This window comes from Labrenzia sp. THAF82 (assembly GCF_009363435.1).
Lineage (GTDB): Bacteria > Pseudomonadota > Alphaproteobacteria > Rhizobiales > Stappiaceae > Roseibium > Roseibium porphyridii.
In genome coordinates, this window is sequence record NZ_CP045354.1 from 5848087 (window position 1) to 5866085 (window position 17999).

Genomic DNA, 17999 nt, shown 5'->3' on the forward strand with positions numbered 1-17999 from the left:
ACATCTTCGAAGAGGATTTACCTAATATTCATTGCCCCACGTAATAGTGCCTAAACAATTATGCTGATTATCCAGCTGTGTGGGGATCAAATGAATCGAATTTTGAAAATTCTGGTCGACCTGAAATTCGGGTTCAAGGTCGGCGGAGGTTTTCTGGCTGTGCTGCTGCTAACGGCGGTGGTAGGTGGTGTCGGTTTCCTGGCATTGCATAAGCTCTCCTCTCGTTTTGTCGTTGCAGATCTTGCCGCGCAGGTCGCGAGCCAGGTACAGGCAACATCGCTTGAACGCGAAGACTATCTCAACAATCCGACTCCGGAATTGGGCCAGTCCGTCAGCAATAAGATTGTTGATCTCAAGTCGTCTCTCGACGTCCTGTCGACCGAGGTCGCCAACGACCCGCAGGCAGCAAGTCAGCTTGCCGGCGCGCAAGACGCAGTCCGGGAGTTTGAAGCCACATTCAGACAAGTTGTCGATGAGACCAACCAGCAGGCCGAACGTCTTGCGACCCTTCAAAAAAGCACCAACGACCTGGGAGCACTTGCCGCTCTCATCACCGACGCTGTCTTGACAGAAGAAAAACAGGTCAGCGCCGAAGCATTCTCTGCCGATGGTCGGCTTGACGATGCCAATCAGCTCGAAAGAGGCGTTTTCACGCTCAAAGACGATGTCGTGAAAATCCACATGTTTTACCTGAAGGGCAGCGGCAACATTGAAGGCGATGACTTGACGGCTTCCATTGGTATTGCGCGCGGGCTCGTCAGCGACACCAAGCAGATGAAGTACAAGCAGATCGAGGGCATCGACAGCAAAACCGTCAGCAAACTGGCGGCGCAGGCCAAGAACCTTCTTGTCTCGCTCGAAAAGCTGACAACCGATCTTGGTTTCTCGGAAGGTTATGAGGCACGCCTGGCAGTCGGAACGAATATTGAAGGCATGGATGTTCTGACCAATGAAATCCTGGGTCAGGTCAATCCGGTTGTCTCAAAAGCCAAAACGGATGCCCTGACCGCCGCGACGCGGCTGGCAACAATCCGGACGATTGCCGACAAGGCCACCAACCTGAACCAGCTTTCGCTTGGAGCGCGTGCAGAGACCCTCTTGCTCTTCGGCGCATTTGGCGCCACCGATCCGGCAAAAGTTGAAGAAGGCATCGCGGCTCTTGCCAAGCTGGAAGCAGACCTGGTCAAGTATGCCAAGGTGTTGCCTGCAGCGGCAGACGCAATCAATGCTATTCCGACATCGATCGCAACTCTGGACAAGTCGTTCAAGGAGATGCGCACCACCAAGGAAAGCCTTGCAGGTCAAAGAAAGCAACTCGACAACCTGACCCGCACGGTCAGTGCGGATATTGCTGCGATTTCCGAGGTTCAGTCCGAACAGGCAAAGACCGCATCGAGCTCGGCGGAAGTCCAGATTGCCATCACGATCCTGCTTGCCATCCTTGGCGGCATCGGACTTGCCTTTGTGCTCAACCTTGCGATCACGCGCCCGATCCGCACCATCACCAACGTGATGGCTCGTCTGGCCGATGGCGACAATGAAGTGCACATTCCGGGCCTCGACCGCGGTGATGAAATCGGTGACATGAGCCGCACGGTCCAGGTCTTCCGGGATAACGCCGTTGAACGCGCGGAGCTTCAGGCGCACAACGCCAACGAAGAAGCCTCTCGCCAGGAACGTCAGCAGCGTATCGACAACCTGATCCAGAGCTTCCGCTCCACGGCTGAAGACGCTCTTGGTTCTGTCGAGGCAACTGCCGGCAGCCTGGACTCAACTGCACAGGCACTGACGGAAATCGCCCGTGACAGCGCGGGTTATGCCTCCGAGACGCAGTCGGCCTCTAATGAGACGACCAACAATGTGCAGACCGTTGCGAGTGCAGCAGAAGAACTTGCAGCATCGATCGGGGAAATATCCCGCCAGGTTGCTCAGACCACCGAGATTGTCGACCGGGCAACCACGGGAACTCGGGTCACCAACGAAAAGGTTGAGGGCCTGGCAGAAGCCGCCAACAAGATCGGCGAAGTCGTAACACTTATTCAGGCAATCGCGGAACAGACCAATCTGCTTGCGCTCAACGCAACCATTGAAGCGGCCCGCGCTGGCGAAGCCGGCAAGGGTTTTGCGGTCGTCGCCGCTGAAGTCAAGGAGCTTGCGACCCAGACCTCCAAGGCAACTGAAGAGATCAGCTCACAGATCACCGAGATCCAGAACGCGACTAAGGAGTCTGTTGTTGCGATCGGCGAAATCGCCGAGACGATGACAGAAGTCAACTCCTACACCACGGCGATTGCCTCGGCCGTGGAGCAACAGGGTTCGGCAACCGCTGAAATCTCACAGAACGTCCAGCGTGCAGCAGAAGGCACAGGCGCGGTATCCTCGTCCATGTCGGAGTTGTCACAGGCCGTCGATCAGACATCCTCTTCGGCCGACATGGTTCTCTCCGCCTCCGGTGAACTCACCGAGAAGACAAGCGAACTGAAACAGGAAGTCGAACAGTTCCTATCGGAAGTGGCCGCAGCCTGATTTCATTTGCATTCCTTGAAAAGGGTCGGAAGCGCAGCCGCTTCCGACCCTTTTTTGATTTTCAGGCGCTCATCTGCGTTGACCTTGACGCGATACGCGACTAAGGCGGAAAGCCTCCCTTCACCAGACGTCAGAGAGAGAAAAGTGGCGGACCAGACCAACGCCTCCTCCTTTGCCCCGACCGGCAAGCCTCCGAGCCAGTCCTGGCCAGTTGTTTTGGAAACGAACGGCTGGAAAGACTACAAACTTCTCGACATGGGTGCTGGCCAAAAGCTGGAGCGATATGGTCGGTTCACGATCGTGCGGCCGGAACCGCAAGCCATGGGTGCGCGACGTCTGAAAGATACTTTCTGGAACCGTGCCGATGCCGTCTTTTCAGGTGACACGGAAGAAGAAGGACCCGGCCGTTGGAAGTTTTCGGGCAACGTTCCGGAGACTTGGGAGATGGCTTTTGGTCCGGTTCGATACAATGGCCGTTTCATGTCATTTCGGCATGTTGGCGTCTTCCCCGAACAAGCCGCACATTGGGAATGGGTCAACAGCAAGGTTCGCGCTGAAAGGAACCGTTCGCCGGACAAGCCGCTGAAAATCCTGAACCTTTTCGGGTATACCGGTCTGGCATCACTCTTGCCGGCAACGGAAGGCGCGCAGGTAACTCATGTGGACGCATCCAAGAAGGCAATCGGATATGCCAGGGAAAACCAGTCCCTCTCCGAACTTGAAGACCTGCCGATCCGTTGGATTTGCGAGGATGCGTCCAAGTTTGTTGCCCGTGAAGTTCGCCGTGGCAACACCTATGACGGCATCATCCTGGACCCGCCCAAATATGGCCGAGGCCCCAAAGGCGAAGTCTGGGATCTTTATACTTCTTTGCCTGGGATGCTGAACGACTTGCAGAAACTGCTGAGCGACGATGCACTCTTCATGATTTTGACGGCCTACGCCATTCGCTCCAGTTTTGTCTCCATTCACGAGTTGATGGCAGAAACGCTGAATGCCCAGGGCGGCTTGCTGGAGTCCGGCGAACTTGTCATCCGCGAAGAGGCCGGCAATCGGGCGCTGTCGACGTCGCTCTTTTCGCGTTGGAGCAGTCGTTAGACTTACTCCCGAAAAGCCTGGGTCCCAGATGCAGCGTCAAGAGAGACCGTACCTCCGCATTGCGCATCATTCTGCCGCGATCGAGACCTGCCGATTGTCGTTGCTCCAATTTGACGCCCGAACGTCCAGGCTCTCGTCGCCTGCGTCTTGTCTTTCGATTGCGTTCTTTGAAGGCGCTTTCCGCCCGGCATAGATCAGAGCGAACATGGGCGGTGCGAAGTAGAACGAGATCACCGTCGACAGCAGAACGCCACCGGCAATGGACATTGCAAACGGTGGCCAGAAGCCACCTCCGTCCAGGATCAGCGGGAGAAAGCCCCCAAAGGTTGTCAGCGTCGTCGAAACGATGTGCCGACTGGACCCCATCACGACGTCAACCATAGCCTCGCTCTCGCCGTTCACCGCGTTCTGGTTCTGTTGCATCCCGGTCAGAATGATGATTGCGGCGTTGATCGACACACCGATTGAGCCGATCACACCGATGATTGCATTGATACCGAAGGGATACTGAAAGACGGCAAGTGAGAGAATGCTGAGGCCCGCCGACAAAATGGCAACCATGAAAGTGACAACGGACAGACGAAATGAATTGAAGGTCAAGACAATCGCGGCAATGGACAAGGGAACGATCAGCCCCAACGATCCGATGAGGTTGGTCAGCGTTTCATCGCGCGCATCGGAATCGCCACCGGTTTCGATCCGGTAACCTTCAGGCAGGGAATAGCCTGCCGCTGCCATCCTGGCCTGGAGTGTCTTGAGCGCTTCTTCCGGAAGCACGCCATATTGAACGAAAGCCTGGACCGTGTTTGTACGTTCGCCGTTGCGACGATTGATCTGTCCCTCGGAGGGTTCAACCCGGATATCTGCAATCGCAGAAAGCGGTACGCCATCGTAGTCAACATTTCCCGACACACCGCCCGAGGGGAGCAAAGGTAGGCTGATGATCTCAGCAAGACTGCCCCGCGCCTCATCGCCAATTCGGACCCGGACCGGCAGCTCTTCCGTGCTTTCGATAAGACTGCCACCGGTAGATCCCTCGAGGGTCGCCTCCAGCTGACGGGCTACATCCGACAGTCCGAGACCGACAAGGCGGGCCTTGTCTTCATTGACCTCAAACTTCAGCTTGGGTGCCCCACCATCCATTGTTGTCCTGACAACCGTGATCTCGTCGACATTGGCGGCCAGCTGTCGAATGGCATCACCCTGCCCTCGGAGCACCTCCAACGACGGTCCCACCAAGCGCAATTCGACAGGCGCGTCGACTGGCGGCCCCTGCACCAGGTCGCGCACAAGAATGCGGGCTTCCGGAAACCTGCTGGAAAGATCCGCCTGAAGCGCTGGCACCAGATCCGTGGTGGCTTCAGGTGAACTTGACGTGACCAGAGCCTGGGCAAATGCCGGCGCCCGGTCCCGGCTGCCGACGATGTTGTAGTAAAAGGCCGGTGCACTTTTCCCGACCACCCAGGAAACTTTTTCAATGCCATCGGTCGCGGACAGAAAACGGTCGATTTCAAGCGCCGTGGCCGAGGTTTGCGCAATTGCGGTTCCGTCGGCAAGTTCCACCTCGATGTGGAACTGATCCCTGTCGACGCCCGGGAAGAACTGGGCGGTCAATGTGGGCATACTCAGGAAACCGACGACCGGGAGTATGAGCGCATAGGCAACGGAACTCGCCGGGTTTCGCATGGCCAGCTTTAGCGAGTATCGAAAGGGAACAGACACGAGCGACGTTGGCCAGAGAGAACGCTTCTTTTTGCTCACTCCTCCGGCCGGCAGCACCCAACCGGCAATTGCCACCGTCAACGTGACAGCAACTACAAAGGACCAGAGCAGCATCACGATCACCGCGATTGCGATAGATCCAACGAAGTCGCCCGGAGGTCCCGGTAGGAGCACCATGGGCATGAAGGAAAGAGCCGTGGTTACCGTGGAAGCAAGGAGCGGTGCAAACAGACGGCGCACGGCCTTGCCAACGGCATCGCGCCGCGACAGGCCCTTGTCCAGAGCCTGACCGATTTCGTCCGTCATCACGATGCCGGCATCCACCAGCAGCCCCAGTGCAACGATCATCCCCGTCAAGGACATCTGGTGCAGCGGCAAGCCGATCATGCTCATGGTCGAAAACGATGCGAGCGTCACGACCGGCAAAACCATGGCGACGATCAAAGCAGAGCGCAATCCCATCGTTACCAGCAGAACGACCACCACAAGCGACATGCCGATTGCGATATTGAGGCCTACATTCGACAAGCGATTGATCGTATAGGTGCTTTGATCGAAGACCAATTGGTGTTCGATGGAATATGGCATGTCGCGTTCAAACTGCGCGAGCCTGTCCCGGACACGCTCCATCCAGGTGTCGACTTGCAGTCCATCGGCAATCTTGGCAGCAATCAACAGCGCAGAGCGTCCATCGGAATAGGCGAGCTCTTCTGCAGGCTGCCGGATCCCTTTGGTTACGGTCGCAACATCACCAACTCGTGTGACAATTCCCGAAGTGCCAGTGGAAACCGGGATCTGGCGAATACGGTCGAGGGTTGCGATTTCGCCTTCAACCTCAATCAGGAATTCGCTTTCGGAATTGCGCAGACGGCCGGCCTGCACCTTGGCATCCGCGGCCCTGATCGCCGAAGAGACCTGATCGACTGTCAACGAAAGGGACGTCAGCAAGGCCGGGTCGATCCGAACAAGTATTTCCTCATCAATGCCGCCGAAAATCTCAACCTGTTTAGTGCCCGGCGCATTCCGCAAAATGTCAGAGAGCGCCTCTGCATAGCGCAGCATGACCGCCTGGCTGACATTGTCATGTTTGGGGACAAGAGCGCTAATCGACGCGAAGGCACCTGCACCTTCCGTGTCAAATTCAGGTTCCTGCACACTTTGCGGAAATTCCCGTGTCGCATCTGAAACCTTGTCACGAATTTCAGACCACGTCTGTTCGATGACCTCCTCCGACAAGGTGTCGAGCAATTCGATCTGGATGATTGAAATCGACGAGCCTGAGGTGGATTCGATCACATCGATCTCCTCCACTTCCCTTAGTTCCTCTTCAATCTTTTCCGTCACCAACGCTTCGACGCGAGCAGGGTCTGCGCCGGGATAAACTGTCGTAACAGTTGCAAAGATGTTGGTGATCGTCGGGTCTTCCTGGCGTCCGATCCCGACGAGTGCAGACAGCCCCGCAGCGACAATGACCAAAATGGTGAGGGCGACCAGTCGCGGCTGGCGAAAGAACAGCGTTTCCATCGCTTAAACCCCACTTGACGCAAGACGGACCGATTGGCCGGTGACCACTCTGTGCACGCCCTCAGCAACAATGACACTGTTCTTGGAGATCGTACCGCGGACAAATGAGCGACCTCCATCGGCGTGGATCACCTCAACCGCCTCGCGGGCGACCTTGTATTCCACAGCGGCACCTTCCGAAGACAGGGAAACAACGGTCAGAAGTGTCCAAAGGCCTCGCGGACCTTCTTTGAGGGCCGTGGTCGGCACCCAGTACCCTTCAGACGCGATCCGCTCCGTCAGAGAGAGCTCAGCCAGCCTGCCGAACCCCGGGGCAGCAGTGCTGTTCTCGAGTTCAAACAGAGATTCAACCGTCCGCGTGCGCGTCTCAAGATCCGGTCTGAGGCCAGACAACGCTGCAGCGTAAATCACGTCCCCAATGCGGATTTCATAGGTATCTTCATGCTGAAGCCGGTCAACCACTTCCGGTGCCAAACCAATTCGAACGGTTGGGCGGGCGCTTTCAAGAACCCGCAGAACCGCTTGCCCCGGGGCGACGGTTGCTCCTTCGTCAAGCAGGCGCTCACCGATATGGCCATCAAAAGGTGCCCGCAACACCGATTTGTCCAGACTGATTTCGATCGCCTCGATTGCCGCATCAATCTGCGCAAGGGAAGCGTCCAGCCGGCTGAGTGACAGCCGTGCCTCGTCCAGCACCTGATCGCTCACATGCCCGGAATCCTTAAGCTTTGTTCGGCGGTCGAGCGTTAACTGGGCCAGTTCCCGGTCACTCTCCGTCGCCTGACGATTGGCTTGCTGCCGACGACGCTCGGCTTCAAGCGATCTTGTGTCCAAAACCGCGATGATGTCGCCCTTTTTAACGCTGCCGCCCTCGTCCACTTGAATTTCGCGAACCGTTCCGGACAGTTCAAATCCGAGGTCTGTCCTGCGCGCCGGTTCTAGACGTCCGACAAAACTTCGCGTGACATCGTATCCTGTCTGAAAGTCCGGGTTGATCGTAATCACTTCGGTGAGGGGCGCTGGTTGTACGTCCGGCCTTTCCGCTGCCCGCATCTGGATCGTGGTGACGCCAATAACCACAGCAGCTGCCGCCATACCGACATTCACGGAAAATGTCGCCAGACTTGCAAATCCCCGGGCTAGGCGACGAAAACGGCCAGTCTTTTGCGTTCCCGCATCCTGTGCATGAGTTTTTCCCGACATGCCGCACCCTCACTTTTCGTCCGGTAATCGCATTTTCGATCTACGTTCGTGCAGACAGATGCCCGAATGTGAACATTACTAACTATGTTACTGTTGTTAACATATGTTAGAAGAATTAACTTCCGCAAGGGGATTCGCCGGAAAAAATTTAGAAGCATTGAGAATGGCCAGGAAAAAGATCCAGAAGAAAAGCGCCTATCACCATGGCGATTTGCGCGGTCAACTGATCGCTGCCGCGAGACGGTTGATCGAAGAACACGGCCCCGACGGGTTCTCCATGTCGGACGCCTGCCGTCTGGCTGGGGTCAGTACAGCTGCGCCCTACCGGCACTTTTCCTCCAAAGACGATCTTTTGACGGATGTCGCCAAAGACGGACTTCAACGCCTTGGTGCGGAAATGTCGCAAAGCGCCTCAGAACATCCGCGCGGGTCCCTTGAATCGATCTCTGCAATCGGCCGGGTTTACGTTGCATTCGCTATTCGGGAGCCGCACACGTTTCGTCTCATGTTCAGCACCAGAAGCCATTCGGGGCGGATTGAAGAGCTCAAACAGGTTGGGCGCGGTTGCTATGGTGTCCTGCTTGCAGAGGTTGCGCGCTATCTTGGCGAAGACGACATCACCGAGGGGGTTATCAAGACTGCATTTCCGCTCTGGACGCAGGTCCATGGTCTGTCCTTCCTCTCGATTGACGGCAAGCTGGATGTGACTTCGTTTCCGGTAGACATCAACGACTCGGTTTTGCTGGCAACACAGAGACTGCTCCCGCCACAAGATCAGCGCCAAAAACCTTGACCCGACAAGGGCCAGCGCATACTCCAGCGTAAATTGTTCAAATCCCGTCCCTGGCTCCTGATGAGCTCCCGGAGCAAAGAATGCCTCAATCCGGCAAATCTCAGCGCATCGGCGCGGTGAAACAGATCACCAGTCACTCCAATCCGATCGTCAAGGAAATCAAAGGGCTTGTCGCTCAACGCAAGCATCGAAGCCAATCGGGCCTGTTTGTTGCTGAAGGACTGAAGCTGGCAACCGATGCGCTGGAAGCCGGTTGGGATGTTCGCTATCTCGCCCTTGGTCCGGAAGGGCGTGACAACCCCATAGCACAAAAAGCTGCCGCAACCGCCAAGGCACGCGGCGCCTTGATCCTGGAAGTTTCCACGGCTGTCATGTCCGCCATGACGCGCAAGGACAATCCGCAAATGGTTGTCGGTGTCTATGGACAAAAGCTCCTTTCAGCCACGGAAGTTGATCCGAAGGGTTCAAACCTTTGGGTCGCACTTGACCGGATACGGGACCCGGGCAATCTCGGCACGATCATTCGCACGGTTGATGCGGTCGGTGGAGCCGGTGTCATGCTGGTTGGTGATTGCACGGACCCCTTTGCGGTTGAAGCGGTGCGCGCCACCATGGGTTCGCTCTTTCACGTGCCCCTGGCCCGGATGACCAAGGACGAGTTCAAAGCGCTGGCTGAAAAATGGCCAGGCACCGTTGCGGCGACGCACCTCAAAGGTTCTGTCGACTACCGGACACCGGACTACAAGGAGCCGGTGCTACTGGTCATGGGCAATGAGCAGAAGGGGCTGGAGGACGACATGGCGGATGCCTGTTCGACATTGATCCGAATTCCACAGGTCGGTCAGGCCGACAGTTTGAACCTTGCTGTTGCGACCGGCATCGCCCTTTACGAAGTTCGCCGCAAACATCTGGAGTTGTGACCATGCGCCTTTTTGTTTTCGGTGTCGGGTTTTCCTCAAAGGCCTTCATTGAAGAGATCCGGGACCGGTTTGACTGGATCGGCGGCACCACACGATCTGCCGAAAAGGCGGAAGCGCTCAAGGCGGCTGGCATCGAACCTTTCCTGTTCGATGGCACCGCCAAAGGCGAAGGCATTGCCGAAGCGCTTGCATCGGCAACGCATGTTCTCGTCTCCATCGGACCAAATGATGCCGGTGATCCCGTGCTGAACATGCACTGCGAAGATGTTGCCGCCGGTCGACCGGAATGGGTCGGGTATCTCTCTACCGTTGGCGTATACGGCAATCACGATGGTGATTGGGTGAATGAGGACACGCCTTGCAAACCGGTTTCGAAAAGATCGGTGCAAAGGGTCGCCGCAGAAAACGCATGGCTGGAGTTCGCGAGATCGAACGATTGTCCTGTTCAGATTTTTCGTCTTTCGGGGATCTACGGCCCAGGCCGAAATGCGTTTGAAAACTTCCGAAAGGGTAAGGCCCGCCGCCTTGTCAAGGCGGGACAGGTGTTCAACCGCATACATGTTTCCGATATCGCGGGTGCGGTGTCGCTTGCCATGGCAAATCCTGTAACGCGCATTTACAACGTCACGGATGACGAACCCGCTCCACCTCAGGATGTGGTCACCTTTGCAGCGGAACTTCTCGGGGTTGACCCCCCACCTGAAATTCCCTTCGAGACCGCGGACCTTACACCGATGGCGCGCTCCTTTTATGGCGAAAACAAAAGGGTTTCCAATCAGCGCATAAAGGACGAGCTTGGGTATTCTTTCCGCTTTCCCAACTATCGTGTCGCGCTCCGGGACCTGCACGCCTATATTTAAGTACTATTGCCAGTCGTCAGCTGTGCCTATGGAGGATCTGCCTGATGCGTATTGCCTGGAAAATATTTGGCATTTCCCTCATTGTTTTTGCTGTTATGGCCGCCGCGGCGGCGTTCTCGATCTACAAGATTTTTGAGATCAACAACGAGTTGCAACTGATTTCAAAGGTCTATTCGCCACTGCGTAACGAGATCGCGCAAATTGAAGTCGTGACACTGCAGGAAGAAATCGATCTGGAACGCGCCGAGAAATATCAGGCGGAGTTGCGGGCTGACCGGCTGGAAGTTCTAAGCTACGACAAATCTGCTGAAGAAATTGATGCGCTCCTGCGGGATCACCCCGAGCTTCAAACCAGGATCAAGCATCTCGAAGAGCGCCTCGCTGACGATTTCACGAGGTTCGAGGAACACGCCAACAAGGTCGAAGAACTGCTGAAATCGGCGGAAGCACGTGTCAAAGCCGCGCAGGATCAGTCGGCGTCGCTGCGGGACAAGCTGGAACTGGCGGCGCTATATCCAGCGCTTGTGGCCATCGAAACGCAGCACAACAATTTCCATACGCATGCATCGACTCTGGTGAATACGGCCGACCTGCCACCGGCAACACGTGAAAAACTGGAAGAACAGCTTGAGCAGGAGGAAGACAAGCTGACGGCGCATCTCGATGAGCTGCACAAGCATGTCAGCCAGTTTACGGACCAGTCGATCGCCACGGCGGCGCTTCATGAGCAACAGGCCCTTTATGCGAGCATCGCCGCAACGGCGTCAGGAGGAGCCCTTGCATTGCTGCTCTCTTCTCTCGTGATCTCCGGCATTTTGCGCCCCATGAAGCTTTTGACCTTGAGTGCAAAGCGCGTTGAGCAGGGAGACTTCAGTGTCGAGCTGGAACCGCGTACGCAAGACGAAATCGGTACACTGACCCGCAGCTTCAACACCATGGTGGACGGATTGCGGTCGACGCAAAAAATCAAGGACACTTTCGGGCAATATCTGGATCCTCGCGTCGTGTCCGGACTGATTGCCGATCATGAAGATGCATCGGCCGGTGAGAAGAAAGTTGTGACCGCCTATTTTTCGGACCTGGCGGACTTCACCAGCATATCCGAGCAGTTCACACCATCCGGCCTCGTTCGGGTGCTCAACCGGTATCTGGACTTGATGTCCTCGGAAATCACTGATCGGCAAGGCGTAATCGACAAGTATATCGGCGACGCGATCATGGCTTTCTGGGCGCAGCCATTTTGCGATGATGGCGGACAGACAACGCTCGCGGTGGAGAGCGCGCTCCGCAATATCGAGCACATGCAAGCATTCCAGGATGAACTGCCGGAATTGACCGGGCTACAGAAAAATCTTCCCCAGATCAGACAGCGCATCGGGATAGCAACCGGAGATGCGGTTATCGGGTCGATCGGATCGGAGAAAACCAAGAACTACACGATCATGGGCGACACGGTGAACCTCGGCGCCCGTCTGGAAAGTGCCAACAAGATCTACGGCACCCAATTACTGGTCTGTCAAAGGACACGTGACACGGCGTCGGGTATTGAATTCAGGGCCGTCGACCGGATCCAGGTGAAGGGCAAGACCGAACCGACCAGTGTGTTTACCGCCCTGGCGCGTTCAAACGACATGACCCCATCCCTTAAGGAGCTGCAAGCCACATCCGAAGAGGCACTCCACGCATTTGCTGCCGGTCTTTGGAGTGACGCACACAAGCTGTTTGCAACAATTCTCGCGAAAGATCCCGACGATAAAATTGCGCGGGTGTTCTTGAACCGGCTTCAAATCATCGAAACTCAGGGCGTTCCTGACAGGTGGGATGGCGTCTGGCATCTGACCTCGAAATAGCAACGATTTCGAAGCTCATAACGTCCGATTTGGAAAATGCATCCTCGCCCCCGTCCCATCTGCACTTGACGGCTGCATCAATGCTCCCCAGCTTGAAAGCACGGCCGACCGGCTTTCAATACTGAACTCATAATCCTGAGCGGGCAATATCATGAGCAATTGGAACGTCTACCTTTCGGGTGAAATTCATACGGACTGGCGCGACCAGATTGTGGAAGGTGTAAAGGCGCTCAATCTCCCGGTGACCTTTTCCGCACCGGTAACCGATCATGCCGCCAGCGACGATTGTGGCGCCAGCATTCTGGGTGGGGAAGACAAGAAATTCTGGTACGATCACAAGGGCGCGAAGGTAAACGCAATCCGAACCCGAACTCTCATCGAGAAGGCAGATGTTGTCGTCGTTCGTTTTGGTGACAAGTACAAACAATGGAATGCGGCGTTCGATGCGGGTTACGCTTCAGCGCTTGGCAAGTCACTTGTTGTGATGCACGACCCGTCGCTGACGCACCCGTTGAAAGAGGTGGATGCGGCAGCACTCGCAGTGACGGAAACACCAGCGCAAGTCGTCGATATTCTACAATATGTCATCTTGGGCAAGCTGTAGGCCTGCCTTGACATTAATTATTTAGTTACCATACTAATAGAAGCTATGTATTAGCCCACGCACATTAGCCGGGCAAAAGATCCCTTCCATATCGGAACTGCACTTCGGTGGAAAGCGGTCCTGTTAGACTGCGTAACCGACCTTTTATTCCGGATCGGATCTGACAAGTACTTTAGTTTTAACTTCAACATTGTCATCAAGGCGTTGAAATCGGCGATTATCAATGCCGGACATGCGCCTTGATACGGAGAATTGGAAAGCAAGATCCATGCAACATGGAAACGTAAAATGGTTTGATCAGCGCCGAGGTATCGGCAGCATCGAACCCGAAGATGGCGAGGACATCCCCGTCGAAATCTCAGCCCTTCACCGATCGGGTATCGACACTTTGAAAGAAGGGCAGCTCGTTGCCTTTGATCTGGAGTGGCGCCGCGGGCAAATGGTGGCTGAAGATTTGAAAGTCCTGTAAGGTCACTCGCAGGTCTTTCCGAAAACAAGGGCGGTATGACCGCCCTTTTTTATTGGCAGAACGAGTGACGACATGCAGATAGATGCAAGGCTGCAGGAAGGCATTGATGCACATCGCAGCGGAAATCTCGAAGGAGCCCTGGCGGCATACAAGGACGTCCTGACCGAAGACCCTGACCATGCGGACGGGCTTCATTTTCTAGGACTTCTTCATTTTGAGGCCGGCAAGGCGGACAATGCGGTGATCCTGATCCGCAAATCCCTTGAACAGAATTCGAAAAACGCTGCGGCCTACAACAATCTCGGCAATATCCTGAAAATCGGCGGACAATCCGACCAGGCGCTCGAAGCCTATGTGCGTGCGGTCGAATTGGAACCACGCCATGAGGATGCCTGGAAAAATATCAGTCTTATGCTCGAAGGCGCGGACAACAATGAAGACCTTCTGCCGATCCTGACGGAAGTTGTTCGCCTGGATCCGGAAAATCCCAATGCCTGGCACAATTACGGCTTGTCGTTGATGCTTGCCGGAAAGAAAGAAGAGGCCGCCGAGGCCCTGGAGCGGTGCCTGGAATTCGGCTCGGAAGTTTGGTCGGACCCTGTCTGGCATGCGCGCGTTCTATGCGCGCTCGGACGGCAGGACCGTGCAGTCAGTCACTTGGAATCGATTGTCGCGGCCGACCCGGACAACAAGGTCGCACAATATCAGCTTGCAGCGGTGCGCGGCGACGCGCTCGACCAGGCGCCTGAAGCCTACGTCAAAGAGCACTTTGACAGCTTTTCCGAGAGTTTTGATGATGTTCTCAAGAACCTTGGATACCGGGCGCCGGAGCTGGTCGCCGATGAAGTGATTGCACTGGTGAAACAAGGTGACAAGGCTTTTCAGGACGTGGTTGACCTTGGTTGCGGGACCGGTTTGTGTGGACCATTGATCCGCGATCATTGCGACAAACTGACCGGGATCGATCTGTCGCCCGGGATGCTGAAAAAAGCCGCTGCGCTCAATGCCTATGATTTCCTGCTTGAAGTCGAACTTGTCGAGTTCTTGAATTCGGACCTGCCAACCCGCTTTGACCTTGCAGTTTGCGTCGATACGCTGTGTTACCTCGGAGATCTCGACCCGTTCATGAAAGCCTTGAGCGGGGCACTCAAACCAGGTGGGCTTTTGATCGCAAGCGTCGAGCATTTGGCTGATACTTCAGGCCCCGATTATCGGGTCGATCCAACCGGGCGATATGCCCATACGCCGGATTACCTGAGACGCAGCGCAGAGGCTGCAGGACTTTCTTACACGAAGGAAGAACCTGTTGTTCTACGCCGCGAACTTGGCAAGGATGTGCACGGACTTATTTTTCATTTGCAGAAGATCAACGCACCAGTTGAGTAACGGCCAGATCACATCACCAATCATTTGTCGCAGCAACCGTTGACACTTCAACTGTTGTGCCCACGTGTAAACTTGATAATGTGTCGCCAGTTTTAGGACGGATTGCCCGTTCGAAAGGAAATTCAGCATGACGGAATGCAACGTATTATTGGTCTATCCGCGGTTTAACGCCGGTTCCTTTTGGAACTACGGCAAAACCTGCGAGATGGTTGGCGCTAAATATCCGGCACCACCCCTTGGACTGATCACCGTTGCAGCCATGTTGCCGGAGAACTGGAATGTGCGCCTGGTCGATCGCAACACAGGCGAGCTTGAAGAAGAAGATTTCAACTGGGCCGACATGATCATGACCGGCGGCATGCTGCCACAGCAGGCCGATTGCCTTTCCGTGATCCGCAAAGCGCAGGAAAAGGGCGTTCCGGTCGCTGTTGGCGGACCTGATGCCACATCGTCTCCTGAAGTTTATGAAGCCGCCGATTTTCTCGTGCTCGGTGAAGCGGAAGGCATCTTGAGCACTTTCATTGACGCCTGGAACGAAGGTGACCGCAAAGGACGCTTTACTGCAGAAAAGTTCAAGGCCGACGTCACTTCAAGCCCGATCCCGCGTTTCGATCTCCTGAAATTCGACGACTATGTTCAGATCGGCGTTCAATATTCGCGCGGCTGTCCGTTCACGTGCGAATTTTGCGATATCATTGAACTCTATGGCCGCGTGCCGCGCACCAAATCCAACAAACAGATTCTGGCTGAGCTCGACCGTCTCCATGAACTTGGCTACCGCGGCCATGTCGATTTCGTCGATGACAATCTGATCGGCAACAAGCGCGCTGTGAAGGGTTTTCTGCCCGAATTGGCAGCCTGGCAGAAAGAACGGAACTATCCGTTTGAAATGTCGACCGAAGCCTCCCTCAATCTGGCGGATGACGAAGCGCTTCTGAAAATGATGCAGGACGCCGGATATTTTTCCGTCTTTATCGGCATCGAGAGCCCAGATCCTGAGGTTCTTGTCGCCACACGCAAGAAACAGAACACGCGCAGGGATATCGCCAAGAGCGTTCACAAGATTTATGACGCAGGGATATTCGTCCTGGCTGGCTTCATTGTCGGCTTCGACGAAGAAAGCGACAAGGTTGCAGATGAAATCTCCGCTCTGATCGAAGAGGCCGCCATTCCGGTTGCCATGACCGGTCTTCTCTATGCGCTCCCCAATACCCAGCTGACGCGCCGACTTGCCAAGGAAGGCCGACTGCATGCGGATTTCGGCATGGACGATCCAGATACGGTCCATGGTGACCAGTGCACAGCAGGTCTCAACTTCACGACCGTTCGTCCCCGCGAACAGATCCTTGAGGATTTCAAGAAGGTCATCGACAGGGTTTACAGCCCGGAAGCCTATTTTGGTCGCGTTCAGAAAGTTGCGGAAATGCTGGACATGAAAGGCGCCAACGGTTCGATCTTCGGCGCAGGTTTTTTCCACGACATGAAGCAGTTCGGCAGGCTGATGTATGCCATGACGTTCGTGGAAACGACCTATCGCGGTCCGTTCTGGAAGACCTTGGCAAAGACGGCCTTTACGAACTTCCGTGCGCTTAAACCGGTCATGATGATGCTTGCGCTCTACGTTCACCTTGGCCCGTTCTCCCGGTTTGTCATGACACAGATCGATCAACAGATCGCGGATATCGAAAAGGGCAACTGGGAGCAGCCAACTCTGGTCGCCGCAGAGTAGTTGCGCTAAAGCATTCCGGTCGGATCCAACACCAGACCAGGAAGGCTTTGTGCAAACCGGTCTTTCAAAACGCAGTGCGCTCGGCTTCATACTCGTAACGCTGACCATCAACTCGATGGGCATCGGGCTGATGATGCCCGTCATGCCGTCGCTGTTGACCGAACTGACTGAGTTGCCTGTCAGTGATGCCGCGCGGTGGGGCGGCGCTTTGAGTGTTGTTTACGCGCTTATGCAGTTTGCGTGCGGCCCGACCCTCGGCAACCTCTCAGACCGGTTCGGACGACGGCCTGTGCTGCTTGCCTCCATGTTTGCCATGGCCGTGGATTATCTCATCATGGCACTGTCCTGGAGCCTGGCAATTCTCTTCATCGGCAGGACGCTTTCGGGCGTGGCCGGCGCCACGTTCGCTGCCGCGTCAGCCTATATCGCCGACGTGTCCTCTAAAGAAGATCGCGCCAAGAATTTCGGCCTGATTGGCGCCGGTTTCGGTGTCGGTTTTGTGCTCGGTCCCATGATCGGCGGATTTCTTGGCGAATGGGGCCCGCGCGCACCGTTTTACGCGGCGGCTGCACTGTCGTTTGTCAACTTCCTGTTTGGCTATTTCGTTCTGCCTGAAACACTCAAAGAAGAAAACAAACGCAAGTTTGAATGGAAGCGTGCCAATCCCCTCGGCGCCCTGAAACAGATCGCCCATTATCCCGCAGTCAGGACGCTCCTGCTTGCGGTCTTCCTGTTCGATATCGCGCACTATGTCTACCCTGCTATCTGGAGCTACTACACAGAGGAAGTGTTTCGCTGGAGCCCAGGTGATATCGGCCTGTCCCTGGCATTCGTCGGCGTCGGCTTCGCCTTTGTTCAGGGATACCTCATTCGCGTCCTGGAGCCGAAACTCGGACCGGGCAGAACACTTTTGATCGGGTTGGTTGCCAATTTGATCGCATTTACAGGACTTTCCTTCGCGCAGTCCGGTTGGATGGCCTATGCCATGGTCGCGTTTGCCTCCTTCGGTGCTTTGGCGACACCAGCCTTTACCGGCCTTATGTCCAATCGTATTCCGGACAACGCGCAGGGCGAACTTCAGGGGCTGATTTCCAGTGCGGCAGGTCTTTCCATGGTCTTCAGTCCATTTGTGATGACACAAGTCTTTTCCCACTTCTCCGGACCGGATGCTGCCGTTTATTTTCCGGGCGCGCCTTTCGCCCTTGCAGGCCTCCTGATCCTGGCCTCCATGCTGATTTCCCTGCCCTTCATGCGTCTCCAGGAAAAAACGCCCGCTGGCGCTCGTAACGAAAAGAAAGAAAACCCGGCGGAATGA

At 55.6% G+C, this 17999-nt stretch carries 13 protein-coding genes; 11 read left to right on the forward strand and 2 right to left on the reverse strand.

Features of this window, described 5'->3' with window-relative positions; all coding sequences use genetic code 11:
• Window positions 1-90 precede the first annotated feature (90 nt).
• Entirely contained in the window at window positions 91-2526 is a 2436-nt protein-coding gene (locus tag FIV00_RS26890; RefSeq protein ID WP_209006726.1) for a methyl-accepting chemotaxis protein, read from the forward strand.
• Window positions 2527-2670: 144 nt separating this feature from the next.
• A complete protein-coding gene (locus FIV00_RS26895; protein ID WP_152503591.1) occupies window positions 2671-3624 on the forward strand; it encodes a class I SAM-dependent methyltransferase in 954 nt (317 codons plus the stop codon).
• 66 nt (window positions 3625-3690) lie between these two features.
• Here the strand turns inward: FIV00_RS26895 and FIV00_RS26900 are convergent, their stop codons facing one another.
• Together FIV00_RS26900 and FIV00_RS26905 are read right to left on the reverse strand one after the other, a co-directional pair.
• Window positions 3691-6870 (reverse strand): efflux RND transporter permease subunit, encoded by a 3180-nt coding sequence (locus FIV00_RS26900; RefSeq protein ID WP_152503592.1) that lies wholly within the window; start codon window positions 6868-6870, stop codon window positions 3691-3693.
• 3 nt (window positions 6871-6873) lie between these two features.
• Window positions 6874-8073, reverse strand: coding sequence for an efflux RND transporter periplasmic adaptor subunit (locus tag FIV00_RS26905; RefSeq protein WP_152503593.1), 1200 nt, complete (start codon window positions 8071-8073; stop codon window positions 6874-6876).
• 163 nt (window positions 8074-8236) lie between these two features.
• On the opposite strand from FIV00_RS26905, the gene FIV00_RS26910 reads away from it, so the two are divergent.
• The 9 genes from FIV00_RS26910 to FIV00_RS26950 all read left to right on the forward strand — a co-directional run bounded on the left by FIV00_RS26910 (window position 8237) and on the right by FIV00_RS26950 (window position 17999).
• Window positions 8237-8866 (forward strand): TetR/AcrR family transcriptional regulator, encoded by a 630-nt coding sequence (locus FIV00_RS26910; RefSeq protein ID WP_173006179.1) that lies wholly within the window; start codon window positions 8237-8239, stop codon window positions 8864-8866.
• An 80-nt stretch (window positions 8867-8946) separates the two neighbouring features.
• Window positions 8947-9786, forward strand: a complete 840-nt coding sequence (locus tag FIV00_RS26915; RefSeq protein ID WP_152503595.1) for an RNA methyltransferase — start codon at window positions 8947-8949, stop codon at window positions 9784-9786.
• Between the two features lie 2 nt (window positions 9787-9788).
• Window positions 9789-10646, forward strand: a complete 858-nt coding sequence (locus FIV00_RS26920; protein ID WP_152503596.1) for an SDR family oxidoreductase — start codon at window positions 9789-9791, stop codon at window positions 10644-10646.
• A gap of 44 nt (window positions 10647-10690) precedes the next feature.
• Window positions 10691-12496: an adenylate/guanylate cyclase domain-containing protein gene (locus FIV00_RS26925; protein ID WP_152503597.1), complete on the forward strand. Its 1806-nt coding sequence runs from the start codon at window positions 10691-10693 to the stop codon at window positions 12494-12496.
• Window positions 12497-12647: 151 nt separating this feature from the next.
• On the forward strand, window positions 12648-13100 hold the full coding sequence (locus FIV00_RS26930; protein WP_152503598.1) for a YtoQ family protein: 453 nt from the start codon (window positions 12648-12650) through the stop codon (window positions 13098-13100).
• Window positions 13101-13368: 268 nt separating this feature from the next.
• Complete coding sequence (locus tag FIV00_RS26935; protein ID WP_152504471.1) at window positions 13369-13569, forward strand: cold-shock protein; 201 nt, start codon at window positions 13369-13371, stop codon at window positions 13567-13569.
• A 72-nt stretch (window positions 13570-13641) separates the two neighbouring features.
• Complete coding sequence (locus FIV00_RS26940) at window positions 13642-14955, forward strand: tetratricopeptide repeat protein (protein WP_152503599.1); 1314 nt, start codon at window positions 13642-13644, stop codon at window positions 14953-14955.
• Between the two features lie 127 nt (window positions 14956-15082).
• Entirely contained in the window at window positions 15083-16684 is a 1602-nt protein-coding gene (locus tag FIV00_RS26945) for a B12-binding domain-containing radical SAM protein (RefSeq protein ID WP_152503600.1), read from the forward strand.
• A gap of 49 nt (window positions 16685-16733) precedes the next feature.
• Window positions 16734-17999, forward strand: coding sequence for a TCR/Tet family MFS transporter (locus tag FIV00_RS26950; RefSeq protein WP_152503601.1), 1266 nt, complete (start codon window positions 16734-16736; stop codon window positions 17997-17999).

Excerpts from the sequence above, each read along its gene's own strand:
- FIV00_RS26890 (WP_209006726.1), top strand. The coding sequence starts at position 91 with ATGAATCGAATTTTGAAAATTCTGGTCGACCTGAAATTCGGGTTCAAG.
- FIV00_RS26900 (WP_152503592.1), bottom strand. The coding sequence starts at position 6,870 with ATGGAAACGCTGTTCTTTCGCCAGCCGCGACTGGTCGCCCTCACCATT.
- FIV00_RS26905 (WP_152503593.1), bottom strand. The coding sequence starts at position 8,073 with ATGTCGGGAAAAACTCATGCACAGGATGCGGGAACGCAAAAGACTGGC.
- FIV00_RS26910 (WP_173006179.1), top strand. The coding sequence starts at position 8,237 with ATGGCCAGGAAAAAGATCCAGAAGAAAAGCGCCTATCACCATGGCGAT.
- FIV00_RS26915 (WP_152503595.1), top strand. The coding sequence starts at position 8,947 with ATGCCTCAATCCGGCAAATCTCAGCGCATCGGCGCGGTGAAACAGATC.
- FIV00_RS26920 (WP_152503596.1), top strand. The coding sequence starts at position 9,789 with ATGCGCCTTTTTGTTTTCGGTGTCGGGTTTTCCTCAAAGGCCTTCATT.
- FIV00_RS26925 (WP_152503597.1), top strand. The coding sequence starts at position 10,691 with ATGCGTATTGCCTGGAAAATATTTGGCATTTCCCTCATTGTTTTTGCT.
- FIV00_RS26930 (WP_152503598.1), top strand. The coding sequence starts at position 12,648 with ATGAGCAATTGGAACGTCTACCTTTCGGGTGAAATTCATACGGACTGG.
- FIV00_RS26935 (WP_152504471.1), top strand. The coding sequence starts at position 13,369 with ATGCAACATGGAAACGTAAAATGGTTTGATCAGCGCCGAGGTATCGGC.
- FIV00_RS26940 (WP_152503599.1), top strand. The coding sequence starts at position 13,642 with ATGCAGATAGATGCAAGGCTGCAGGAAGGCATTGATGCACATCGCAGC.
- FIV00_RS26945 (WP_152503600.1), top strand. The coding sequence starts at position 15,083 with ATGACGGAATGCAACGTATTATTGGTCTATCCGCGGTTTAACGCCGGT.